Here is an 11,194-nt window from a genome sequence, read left to right on the forward strand (position 1 = left end):
CGCGGCCGCTCGCAGAAGCTGGTCACCCGTCCGGGCCGGCGTAAGGTGACGCCATGGTTCCGGACGCCCCGGAGAGCATCGAGATCCTCCCGCTCGTGGTGGTCACCCAGTCCTTCCCGGCCCGCCCGTCGGCGCTCCCCGACGTGCGCGCCTTCCTGCGCCGGCAGCTCACCGGCCGGCCGGTCTCCGACGACGACGTGCGCCAGCTCTGCGACCGGGTGGCCGACGTGCTGCTGACCGCGGCCGGGGTGACCGGCCGCCTGCAGATCTCGCTGCGGATCTTCCCGTCCTGGGCCGAGGTCGACGTGCTCAGCACGACCGGCGACGAGGTCCCGGCCCCGGCCCCGCCGCCGGCCAGGGCCGATCCGGCCCCGGCCGCGACACCCCTTCCGGGTACGCGGGAGCCGGCCCCGTCGTTCGCCCTCTGGCTGACCGCCCTGCTCCGCAGCGAGGGCCTGACCATGGAGGCGGCCGCCCGCCGCCTGGACGTCTCCACCAAGACGATCAGCCGCTGGGTCTCCGGCGCCACCGAACCCCGTCTCCGCGACCTCTACCGCATCCAGGAGATCTTCGGCGAGGCCCCGTTCCGCTGATCGTCGCGAACGCCCGGCCCGTCCCGGTGGCCGGAGCAGTTGACGGAGCGGCCCGGGCTCCGATACTCATGAGTAACAAAAGCCCGGAAGGCTGGTGAGACGTCATGGCCGACGTGACCCGCACGGCGTACCGCACGTGTCCGCTCTGTGAGGCCGCCTGCGGGCTGGAGCTGACCGTGACCGGGGAGACGGTGACCGCGGTCCGGGGGGATCGGGAGCACGTCTTCAGTCACGGCTTCATCTGCCCGAAGGGTGCGACGTTCGGGCGGCTCTCCGAGGACCCGGACCGGCTGCGCCGGCCGCTGGTCCGGCGGGCCGACGGCCGGCACGAGGAGGTCTCCTGGGACGAGGCGTTCGCGGCGGTCGAGGCCGGGCTGCGGCCGATCCTCGAGACGTACGGGCCGCAGGCGGTCGCCGCGTACCTCGGGAATCCGAACGTGCACACGATGGCCGGCGGGCTCTACCTGACGCCGCTGCTCAAGGCGCTCGGCACCCGCAACATCTTCTCCGCCAGCACCGTCGACCAGATGCCCAAGCACGTGTCCTGCGGTTATCTGTACGGCAGCCCGCTCGCCATTCCGGTGCCCGACCTGGACCGCACCGACTTCCTGCTGATGCTCGGCGCCAACCCGTGGGAGTCGAACGGCAGCCTGGCCACCGCGGCGGACTTCCCCGGGCGGCTCAAGGCGATCCAGGCCCGGGGTGGCCGGTTCGTGGTGGTCGACCCGCGGCGCACCCGGACCGCCGACGCCGCCGACGAGCACCTGTTCATCCGGCCGGGCACCGACGCGTTCCTGCTGTTCGCGATGGTGCACACCCTGTTCGACGAGGGGCTGACCGAGTTGGGGCGGCTCACGGCGTACGTCAGCGGGGTCGACCTCGTCCGCGAGCTGGCCGTGAGTTTCCCGCCGGAGAAGGTCGCCGCGGTCTGTGATGTTTCCGCCGAGCGGATCCGGGGGCTGGCGCGGGAGCTGGCGGCGGCGCCGACCGCGGCGGTCTACGGGCGGATCGGCACCTGCACGGTCGAGTTCGGCACGCTGACCAGCTGGCTCGTCGACGTGCTCAACGTGCTCACCGGCAACCTGGACCGGCCGGGCGGCGTGATGTTCCCGCTCGCCGCGCACCTGCGGCCGAACACCGAGCCGGGCGGCAGGGGATTCACCGTCGGCCGCTGGCACAGCCGGGTCCGCGGGCTGCCCGAGGTGAAGGGCGAGCTGCCGGTCGCGGTGCTGGCCGAGGAGATCGAGACGCCGGGGGAGGGGCAGGTCCGGGCGCTGCTCACGGTCGCCGGGAACCCGGTGCTGTCGACGCCGAACAGCGGCCGCCTGGACCGGGCGCTCGGCGGGTTGGACTTCATGGTCAGCGTCGACCCCTACCTGAACGAGACCACCCGGCACGCGGACGTGATCCTGCCGCCGCTGGACGCGACCCGGAAGGGGCACTACGACTTCTCGTTCCTGGCCCTGGCGGTGCGGAACTTCGCGGCGTACTCACCGCCGGTGCTGGCGGCGGAGCCGGGCGCGCTGGACGAGTGCGACATCCTGGCCCGGCTGATCCTGATCGTTTCCGGTCGCCAGGGGGACCTGCACGAGGAGTTGCTGGGCGGGGCGCTGCGGAAGGTCGGTGCCGCGCTCGGCCGGGACGCCGGTGAGCTGCGGCAGCAGGTGACCGGGGCGGGACCGGCCGAGCGGCTGCTGGACGTGGCGTTGCGGACCGGGGCGTACGGGGACTGGTTCGGCGCGGCTCCGGACGGGCTGTCCTTGCAGCGCCTGCTGGACGCCCCGCACGGGGTCGACCTGGGACCGCTCAAGCCGCGGATCCCGGAGGTGCTGCGCACGCCGAGCGGCCTGATCGAGCTGTGCGCGCCGCCGCTCGCCGCCGAGACCGAACGGTTGCGCTCGGCGCTCGACCGGCCGCGGCCCGGGCTGGTCCTGATCGGGCGGCGGCACCTGCGCTCCAACAACAGCTGGATGCACAACGTGCCGGCGCTGGTGAAGGGCCGGGACCGGTGCACGCTCCAGGTGCACCCGGAGGACGCGGCCCGGCTGACCCTGGCGGACGGGGTACCGGCCGCGATCACCTCACGGGCCGGGTCACTGTCGGTCACGGTCGAGGTGACCGACCAGGTGATGCCGGGGGTGGTCAGCCTGCCGCACGGCTGGGGCCACGACCTGCCCGGCGTCCGGCTGGCGGTGGCGGCGGCCCACCCGGGGGTCAACTCGAACGTGCTCACCGACGAGTTGGTCGTCGACCCGCTCTCCGGCAACTCGGTCCTCAACGGCATCCCGGTCGAGGTCAAGCCCGCCTGATCCGGGTGCGCGGAGAGGCGCGTCAGGGGCGGCGCAGGGCGCGCAGGCCGGTGACGAAGGTGGGCAGGTCGTCGCCGAGGGCGGCGAAGAAGGCGGCGTCGCACGCCTCCACCGCGACCACCGCCCGGTTGGCGAGGTCGCGGCCGGCGTCGGTGACGGCCACCGCCCGGGCCCGCCGGTCGGCCGGGTCCGGGGGACGGTGCACCAGGTCGCGGCCCTCCAGCGCGCGGAGCACCTGGGAGGTCATCATCGGATCGGTGGCGGCCATGCCGGCCAGCGCTTTCTGGGTGACCGGGCCGGACGCCTGCAAGTAGGTGAGCGTGGCCAGCAGCACGAACTGCACATGGGTCAGGTCGAACGGCTTGAGCGCGGCGCGCTGCGCGGCCTGCCACCGGTTGGTGACCTGCCACAGCAGCAGGCCGGGGCTGTCGTCCGCGCTCTCGTGCGCGGTGGCCAGGCTCATGCCGCCCGCATGGCGTCGTGGACGCGGGCGAAGTCGGCGCCGGTGAGCTGGACCAGGCCCCGGCGCAGCTGGACGCCCCAGCCCGGGTGGGCGGTGAGGTCCAGGCGCACGGACCGGATCGGTGTCTCGATCACGTCCGGAAGGTAGTCGATCCGGCGCCGCCACGGGTGGAAGTCACCCTCGTCGGCCTGCCAGATCTCCGCGTCGGCGACCGTGCCGAGCGCGGTGAACGCCTGCAACGGCGCGCCGTCGCGCAGGCTGGTCCGCGGGGAGTAATAGACGAGGTGGTCGCCGGGGGCGAGGCGGGCGAGCCCGGTCCGCTTGCCGTGCCCGAGCTGGGCGATGCCGAGCCGGACACCCCGCCGGACGTGGTCCCGGCACACCACGCCGAGCCAGTGCGAGGTCATGCCGGCACCCCCGCCGCGCGGGCGGCGGCCTCGAGGCGGGCGAGGTCGCCGTCGATCCCCGAGGCGATGCCCTTGCCGAGAACGGCGGTCCAGAGGAAGGCGAGCGGGCCGGTGACGGTGACCCGGACCGCGACGGTGGTGCGGCCGTGCTCCTCGGTGACCAGGTGCTGGAAGGTCAGGCGCGCGCCGGCCAGCAGCGAGACGTCGGTGAACTCGCGGCCCGGGACGAGCGACGTCACGACGAACCGGGTCACCGGGCCGCCTTTCGGCTTCAGCTTGCCGGTCGCGCCGGTGCGGAACGGGCCGTCGAGGCGGACCCAGTCGGTGTCCGTGTTCCACTCCGGCCAGGTGGCCATGTCGGCCCAGCGCTCGAAGAAGGCCTGGGCCGGGACGTCGGTGGTGATCTTCGCGGTGGCGATCGTCTTCATGGAATTAGTATGCGCGCTTACTATCCGGCCGTCAAGCCACCGGCAGCGGATCGCGGGGGAGGGGACGCTAGAGGCCGGCGCCGTCGGTGGTGATGGTCCGGGCCAGGCGGTCCAGATAGGCGCGGGCGGCGGCGACCAGGTCCAGCGCGCCGCCACTGAGGACCCACTGCAACTGGAGGCCGTCGCTGTTGGCGATGCACTCGCGGGCCACGGCCACGCAGTCGGTGTCCGGGAGGAACTCGCCGGTGGCGACCGCTCGCCGCAGGAGGGCGGCCAGGCCGTGCACGGCGTTGTCGTATCGCTCGGCGAACAGGCTGTGCGCCGGGCTCGACGTGTCGGCGGCCTCGGCCGAGACGATGACGAACAGCTCGATCAGGCCGGGCTCGGCCAGCTGGCGCTCGGTGACGCCGGCCAGGCGGCGGAGCACGTCGCGGCCGGTGGCCTCCGGCGGCAGGTCGTCGAGCCACTGGGCGGCGCTCCGGATGCGGCGCTCGACGACCGCGAGGAGCAGGTGTTTCTTCGACGGGAAGTGGTGCAGCAGGCCGCCCTCGGTGATCCCGACGTCGGCGGCGATCCGGACCATCGACGTGTGGTGATAGCCGCCCCGGGCGAAGTAGCCGGTCGCGACCTCCAGGATCGCCTCCCGGCGGGCGATCCCTACGCGATAACTTCCTGGGGGACGCCGCGGCATGGGCCCCACGGTAACGCAAGTGACGCACCGTGAGGCCCGCTGCCTCACGGGCGCATCTCGTACGCCCCGACCAGCGCCAGCACCTGCTCCCACACCGCCGCGGTCCGCGCCTCGTCGGCGATCGGCCGGCGGATCTGGGCGAGTGCCCACGCCGCCTGCTCGTCGGTGGTCGTGGTCTTGCCGTGCAGATCGGTCGCGTGCTGTGCGAAGTCACGCACCAGCACCGCGAAGATCTCGTCCAGCAGAGCGTGGTCCAGACCGGTCAGCTCGGCCTGCTCCAGGATCAGGTGTCCATAAACGACCAGGGCGAACAGCTGGCCGACCGACAGCAGGAAGTCCAGGTCGGCGTGCTGCTCCTTGGCCACCTCGAGCCCGCGGAGCGCGTCGGCCTGCTTGCGGAACTCGGCCACGTTGGGCAGGGCGGCGAACTTGTCGTAGGCGATCCGCCAGTCGTGGAACCGGATCGCGCCGAGCCCCCGGGCCGGGCCCTGCCGGAACAGGAACTCGTCGTCCGCCGCGTCGGTCCGGGTCGGCACCTCGTCGAAGACGGCCGGGCTGTGCAGGTAGTTCGGCATGAATTTGAGGATCAGCGCCAGGTTGACGTGCACCGTGCCCTCGAGTTTCGGCAGACCGCGGATGTCCATGGCGGCCTTGTCGAAGTAGGTGTCCGCCTCGAAGCCCTTGGCCGCGATCACGTCCCACATCAGGTCGATGACCCGCTCGCCCTCGGTGGTGACCTTCATCTTGGTCATCGGGTTGAAGAGCAGGTAGCGGCGGTCGTCCGGGCCGGCCGAGCGGAAGTAGTCGACGGCCCGGTCGCTGAACAGCTTCATGGCGACCAGCCGGACGTACGCGTCGGCCAGCTCCCGCCGCACGTGCGGGAAGTTCGTCACCGGCTTGCCGTACAGCATCCGCCGGTGCGCGTGGGTGACCGCCTCGTACATGGCGTGCTCGCAGATGCCGATCGCGGCGGTGCACAGGTTGAACTTGCCGACGTTGACGGTGTTCAGCGCGGCGTCGAAGGCGGCCTGCCCGGTGTGCAGCACGTCCTCCTCGCGCACCGGGTAGTCGCGCAGCTCGAACGTGCTCACGTACATCTGCTTGTTCACGACGTTCTTGATCAGGTGGTAGTTCGGGTGGCGGCTGTCGGCCTTGAAGAAGATGTAGCCGTCCGCGGTCTTGCCGAACACCGAGACCAGCCCGGCGACGTTGCCGTTGCCGATGTAGTACTTCGTGCCGTTGGCGACATACCCGGAGTCGGTCGGCGTGAGGACCATGTCCGTGGAGTAGATGTCGGCGCCGTGGCTGCGCTCGGAGAGACCGAAAGCCATCACATGCCCGTCGTCGAGCAACTGGGCGGCGTGGTCGCGGGCCGCCTGGTTGGCCGACTGCCACACCGGGCCGAGCCCGAGCACGGTGACCTGCCAGACGTACCAGTAGTCCAGGCCGTAGAACCCGAGGATCTCGCTCAGCGCGGCGTTGCGGGCGGTGTCCCACCGCTTGTCCGCGCCATGACCGCCCGGGGTCATGAACGTCGCGAACAGCCCCTCCTTCGCCGAGAAGGCGAGGAAGTCGTCATACCAGGCCCGGTTGATGTACCGGTCGATCAGCTCCTTCTTGCCGCGCTCCTCGAAGAAGTCGACGGTGGCCCGCAGCAGCCGGCGCGTCTCCGCGTCGAACTGGGCGAAGTCGGTCGTGTTCGGATTGAACAGCACTGTTCAGGATTCCTCTCGGAGATGACGGAGCGTGATGAGGACCTCGTCCAGCCAGTCGAGCAGCATCCGCTCGTAGGCGATGCCGCCGCGCAGCACGACATGCTGCAACCGCTCGCCGGCGCGCAAGGACGAAATATCGGGGAAGTCGCGTTTCTCGCCGGCGAGATAGCGCGCCAGCAACTCCTCGTGCTCGGCGCGGTAACGCACGACCTCGTCGATCAGCGCGGCCCGCCCGGCCGGGTCGTCGAAGGCGGCGCCGCGCACCTTCACCGCCAGATCGTGCCGCACCGCCTCGGGCTGCACCGGCTCGTGCAGCCACCCGGTGAGCACCTCGCGGCCGGCCGCCGAGACGGTGAAGTCGCGCTTGTCCGGCCGGCCGTCCTGCCCGACGTCGACGGCGGTGACCCAGCCGTCCGCCTCCATCCGCTTCAGCACCCGGTAGATCTGCTGGTGGGTGGCGGTCCAGAAGCGGCCGATGGACCGCTCGAAGCGGCGGGCCAGCTCATATCCGGATCCGGGCTGCTCCAGCAGGGAGACCAGGATCGCGTGCTCCAGCGCCATGCCCAGCATCTTGCTATGCAACTCGTTGCATAGCAAGATGCGCCGTTCGAAGGCTTACTGTTCCGGAATGGACTCCGTTGCCCAGCGGTGCTCCGCCACCGCAGAAGGCTTGACCGTTCCCACCCTGCTGCACCGCAACGCCACCGAGTTCGGCGACCTGCCGGCGCTCAGCACGCTCGGCGTCCCGGGTGCCCTGACCTGGCGCGAGCTGCGCGACCGGGTCGCCGCCATCGCGCGCGGCCTGTCCGAGCTCGGCCTCGGCGCCGGCGACCGCATGCTGATCATGATGTCCAGCCGGGTCGAGCACTGGCTGGTCGACCTGGCCGCCGTGCACCTCGGCGCCATCCCGTCCACCGTCTACGCCACCCTCGCGCCGGCCCAGCTCGGTTACCTGGCCGAGCACAGCGGCGCCCGCATCCTGGTCCTCGAGCGCGAAGCCGACCTGGCCAAGTGGACCCCGCTGCCGAAACACGTCGAGCACGTTCTGGTGCTCGACCGGGACCTGCCGCGGATCGCCGCCCGGCCCGCCGACCCGGAGACCTTCACGAAGACTTGGCGCGCGGTGCGGCCGGACCAGCCGGTCACCCTGCTCTACACCTCAGGCACCACCGGCGACCCGAAAGGCGTGGTGCTCACCCACCACAACGTGATCTACCAGTCGGTGGTGCTGGAGGCGACGGTCCCGACACCGGACCACGCGGCGTCGCTGGCGTACCTGCCGCTCGCGCACATCGCGGAGCGGATGCTCGGCGTCTACAACGCGATCTACCGGGCCGGGCACGTCACCATCTGCCCCGACCCCGCCCAGCTGCTCGCCGGGCTGATCAGTGTCCGGCCGGTGTCGTTCTTCGGGGTGCCGCGGATCTGGGAGAAGTTCGTGGCCGGCATCCAGGCCCAGCTCGCCGCGGCCGACCCGGCCGTCCGCAACGCCGTGGAGACGGCACGCGAGGTGGCCTTGCAGGCCCACAAGCTGCGCGAGGCCGGGCAGCCGTTGCCACCCGAGCTGACCACCCGGCTGGACCTGGTGGACACCCGCGTGCTGCGGCCGCTGCGCGCCGGGCTCGGCCTGGACAACGTGCTCTGGCCGGGCAGCGGCGCCGCGCCGATCCCCGTCGAGGTGCTGCTCTACCTCGCGGGCATCGGCATCGACGTGCTCGAGGTCTGGGGGATGACCGAGACCACCGGGACCGCCACCATCAACACCCCGGACAGCTTCCGGACCGGCACGGTCGGCCGGGTCAACCCCGGCATGGAGCTCAGGCTGGCCGAGGACGGCGAGATCCTGGTCCGCGGGCCGCTGGTGTGCGCGGGTTACCTGCTGCCGGACGGCGGCGTCGAGCCGGTCACCGACGCGGACGGCTGGCTGGCCACCGGCGATGTCGGCACCCTGGACGCCGACGGCTTCCTGACCATCACCGACCGGAAGAAGGAGCTGATCATCAACTCGGCCGGGAAGAACATCGCCCCGGCCCAGATCGAGAACCTGCTGCGGGCCCACCCGCTGATCGCGCAGGCGGTGGCGATCGGGGACCGGCGGCCGTACGTGACCGCCCTGATCGTGCTCGACGAGGAGACCGCGCAGGCCTGGGCCGCCCGGCAGGGTCTCGACCTGGCGCTCGCCGACCTGGCGGTGCACCCGGCGCTGCTCGCCGAGATCACCGCGGCGGTCGGCGCGGCCAACGACCGGCTGTCCCGCCCGGAACAGGTCAAGCGATTCCACGTGCTGCCGGACGGGTGGACGCCGGAGACCGGTGAACTCACCCCGACGCTGAAGCTGCGGCGCCGGATCGTGCAGGAGCGCTACGCGGCGGCGATCGACGCGCTTTACGTCCAGGAGTCGTGAGGCTCGGTGCGCCGGTGGCGGTCTCAGGCGCGGCGGAGGTGTTCGGCCGGGAAGTCGGGAGCGGGCGCCTCGGCGCCCAGGTCGGTCGGGTGGTAATCGGCGGGGTAGCCCGGATAGGTGCGGTTGCGCGGGGAGACGCCGAGGATCGAGGTGCGGCGCGGCGGGAAGAAGCGCAGGGCCAGGGCCCGGGCGCGCAGGCCGAGGTCACCCAGGGCGCCGACCCAGCGTGGGGCGGGTGAGAAGCCGAAGGCGCGCAGCATCGGCTCGTCGAGCATGCCGCGGACGCCGAGGCGGACGGCCGGGCGCAGGACGGCCGGGAACCAGGCGGCGAACAGGCCCACCGTGTACTCGCCGATCTGCCGGTTGGTCTCCGAGTAGACGAACTGCTCACGCTCGTAGCGCTGCTTGAACGCCAGGAACTCGGCGTAGCCGGCCGGGATCTCCCGGATGCCCATCCGCCGCCCGACCTCGCGGTAGTAGTGGAAGGCCGCCAGTTTCTCGTGCTCGTGGGGCGGTCGCCAGCCGTACTTGCCGAGCCACTCGATCGGGTCGTAGATGAACGTGGACAGCACGTACAGCATGTCGTCGTTGCTGATCGCGAAGCGGCCGTGCGCCCGGTTGACGACCTTCAGCGCCTCCCGCCCGCGCGGCGAGTCGTAACCGTGCGTGGCGATCTCGGCCATCAGCAGGGAGGTGTCGTCGTACCGTTTCTGCGGCCGGTCGCGGAACTCTCCGGTCGCCGCCAGCAGCCGGGAGATGCTCGGCACGCAGTACGTCCGGAACAGCGCGAACTCCAGGGCCCGGGTGTAGTCCCAGGGAAACTCCCGGCCCGCGGACAGCTGATAGATCTCCAGGTGGTCACGGTCCGGGTCCAGGCGGGCGATCCTGTCCCGCAACTCCCAGCGTCGGCGCGGCATCAGTCGATCATCTCCTTGACGGCGGGTGCGGACGGCTCCGCCTGTATTTTGTCCGGCTCGGCGCCGTCGCTGTATCGGCTGACGAGCGCTGATACGACGGGACGTCATCGGGAGGGCGTTCGGCCTCCGAGGATTTTCTGTACGGCGGTGAGCAGCTGCTCGTCGGTCGCACCGAGCCGGCGGGCCGCCGTGACGTAGTCGGCCGCCCGGAGGTCGAGCAGCTGGTCGTGGCGCACCGGTGGCGCATCGGTCACCCGGGTGCCGCCGCCACGGCGGGAGACGATCAGGCCGGCCAGTTCGAGCTCGCGGTAGGCGCGGGCTACCGTGCCGACGGCCAGACCCAGGTCGGCGGCCAGCTGGCGGACCGGGGGGAGGCGCTCCCGAGGCGGGAGGGCGCCGTGCTCGATGAGCTGGGCGAGCTGGGCGCGGATCTGCTCGTAGGGCGGGACCGGGAGCGTGGTGTCGACCCGGAGCTGGATGGTCATCGCGTTCCGGGGCGCAGGGTGAACGCGGTGAACACGCACGTGAGGAGGCCGGTGACCAGGGCGATGGCCAGCGAGGCCCAGTGCGTCACCGGGTACACCGGCGACGGGCACGGGATGTTGCCCAGCGCACCGGCGGCGACCGCCGCCGAGCCGGCCAGCGGGGCGCAGACCAGGACTCCGCAGGCGGCGACGATCGCGCGGGCGGCGGTCCGGCGTACCGCGTCGTCGGCCGCCCGCCCGGCCTCGTCCGCCACCGGGCGGCGGCGTCGCACCACGGCCCACGTCGCGAAGCCCGCGGCGGTCAGCCCGGCCAGCATCGCCAGGGCGATCGGGAAGGTGTAGAACTCGCCCGGCCACGGCGTGTTGCTGACGGTCACGTCATCGCAGGTCACGGTCAGGGCGCGGCCGGCCCGGCCCAGGTCGTCGGGCCCGGCCGCCAGGGTGGTCGCGGTGTAGAACGCCGCGGCCAGCACGGCGAGGCCGGCCACCAGGCCGGTCATCCGGCGCGGCAGGAACGCGGTCGCGGTCCGCACCTCGAGCGTCGCGGTGCGGGTGGCGCCGGCCGGGGCGCGACCGGTGACCTCGCCGAGGATCACGCCGGCCAGCAGGCCGAGCGCGAACGCCGGGACGGCCAGCGCGGTGTTCACGCCGAGCCGGCTCGGCGGGCCGGTGGCCAGCAGGATCGCGGCCACCAGACCGAGGACGAGGCCGGCCAGCCGCCAGATCAGGATCCGGCGGCCGACTCGGGCCACGTCGTCAACCGGATACGAAGTCATGATCCC

General features: G+C 72.1%; 12 protein-coding genes. 3 read left to right on the forward strand and 9 right to left on the reverse strand.

Annotated features, from left to right (window positions below):
* Positions 1 to 53 precede the first annotated feature (53 nt).
* A complete protein-coding gene (locus tag Aiant_RS32620; protein ID WP_189333526.1) occupies positions 54 to 593 on the forward strand; it encodes a helix-turn-helix domain-containing protein in 540 nt (179 codons plus the stop codon).
* 104 nt (positions 594 to 697) lie between these two features.
* The gene (locus tag Aiant_RS32625) at positions 698 to 2,902 is read left to right on the forward strand and encodes a molybdopterin oxidoreductase family protein (protein ID WP_189333525.1); all 2,205 of its coding nucleotides are present in this window, start codon (positions 698 to 700) and stop codon (positions 2,900 to 2,902) included.
* Positions 2,903 to 2,924: 22 nt separating this feature from the next.
* Here the strand turns inward: Aiant_RS32625 and Aiant_RS32630 are convergent, their stop codons facing one another.
* The 6 genes from Aiant_RS32630 to Aiant_RS32655 all read right to left on the reverse strand — a co-directional run bounded on the left by Aiant_RS32630 (position 2,925) and on the right by Aiant_RS32655 (position 7,167).
* The gene (locus Aiant_RS32630; RefSeq protein WP_189333524.1) at positions 2,925 to 3,365 is read right to left on the reverse strand and encodes a MarR family winged helix-turn-helix transcriptional regulator; all 441 of its coding nucleotides are present in this window, start codon (positions 3,363 to 3,365) and stop codon (positions 2,925 to 2,927) included.
* Positions 3,362 to 3,772 (reverse strand): EVE domain-containing protein, encoded by a 411-nt coding sequence (locus Aiant_RS32635; protein WP_189333523.1) that lies wholly within the window; start codon positions 3,770 to 3,772, stop codon positions 3,362 to 3,364. Before Aiant_RS32635 ends, Aiant_RS32630 begins: the two co-directional genes overlap by 4 nt.
* Positions 3,769 to 4,200 carry an SRPBCC family protein gene (locus Aiant_RS32640; protein WP_189333522.1) on the reverse strand — a complete coding sequence of 144 codons (432 nt, stop codon included), beginning with the start codon at positions 4,198 to 4,200 and terminating at the stop codon, positions 3,769 to 3,771. Before Aiant_RS32640 ends, Aiant_RS32635 begins: the two co-directional genes overlap by 4 nt.
* A 67-nt stretch (positions 4,201 to 4,267) precedes the next feature.
* Entirely contained in the window at positions 4,268 to 4,891 is a 624-nt protein-coding gene (locus Aiant_RS32645; RefSeq protein WP_189333521.1) for a TetR/AcrR family transcriptional regulator, read from the reverse strand.
* Positions 4,892 to 4,935: 44 nt separating this feature from the next.
* Positions 4,936 to 6,606: an acyl-CoA dehydrogenase family protein gene (locus tag Aiant_RS32650; RefSeq protein WP_189333520.1), complete on the reverse strand. Its 1,671-nt coding sequence runs from the start codon at positions 6,604 to 6,606 to the stop codon at positions 4,936 to 4,938.
* A gap of 3 nt (positions 6,607 to 6,609) precedes the next feature.
* On the reverse strand, positions 6,610 to 7,167 hold the full coding sequence (locus tag Aiant_RS32655; RefSeq protein WP_189333519.1) for a PadR family transcriptional regulator: 558 nt from the start codon (positions 7,165 to 7,167) through the stop codon (positions 6,610 to 6,612).
* Between the two features lie 67 nt (positions 7,168 to 7,234).
* On the opposite strand from Aiant_RS32655, the gene Aiant_RS32660 reads away from it, so the two are divergent.
* On the forward strand, positions 7,235 to 9,010 hold the full coding sequence (locus Aiant_RS32660; protein ID WP_189333518.1) for an AMP-dependent synthetase/ligase: 1,776 nt from the start codon (positions 7,235 to 7,237) through the stop codon (positions 9,008 to 9,010).
* Between the two features lie 23 nt (positions 9,011 to 9,033).
* Here Aiant_RS32660 and Aiant_RS32665 read toward each other — a convergent pair whose 3' ends face one another.
* The 3 genes from Aiant_RS32665 to Aiant_RS32675 all read right to left on the reverse strand — a co-directional run bounded on the left by Aiant_RS32665 (position 9,034) and on the right by Aiant_RS32675 (position 11,188).
* Positions 9,034 to 9,927 (reverse strand): oxygenase MpaB family protein, encoded by an 894-nt coding sequence (locus tag Aiant_RS32665; protein ID WP_189333517.1) that lies wholly within the window; start codon positions 9,925 to 9,927, stop codon positions 9,034 to 9,036.
* Between the two features lie 104 nt (positions 9,928 to 10,031).
* On the reverse strand, positions 10,032 to 10,412 hold the full coding sequence (locus tag Aiant_RS32670) for a GntR family transcriptional regulator (protein ID WP_189333516.1): 381 nt from the start codon (positions 10,410 to 10,412) through the stop codon (positions 10,032 to 10,034).
* A complete protein-coding gene (locus Aiant_RS32675) occupies positions 10,409 to 11,188 on the reverse strand; it encodes a hypothetical protein (protein ID WP_189333515.1) in 780 nt (259 codons plus the stop codon). Before Aiant_RS32675 ends, Aiant_RS32670 begins: the two co-directional genes overlap by 4 nt.
* Between the last annotated feature and the right edge of the window lie 6 nt (positions 11,189 to 11,194).

It is taken from the genome of Actinoplanes ianthinogenes (assembly GCF_018324205.1).
GTDB lineage: Bacteria > Actinomycetota > Actinomycetes > Mycobacteriales > Micromonosporaceae > Actinoplanes > Actinoplanes ianthinogenes.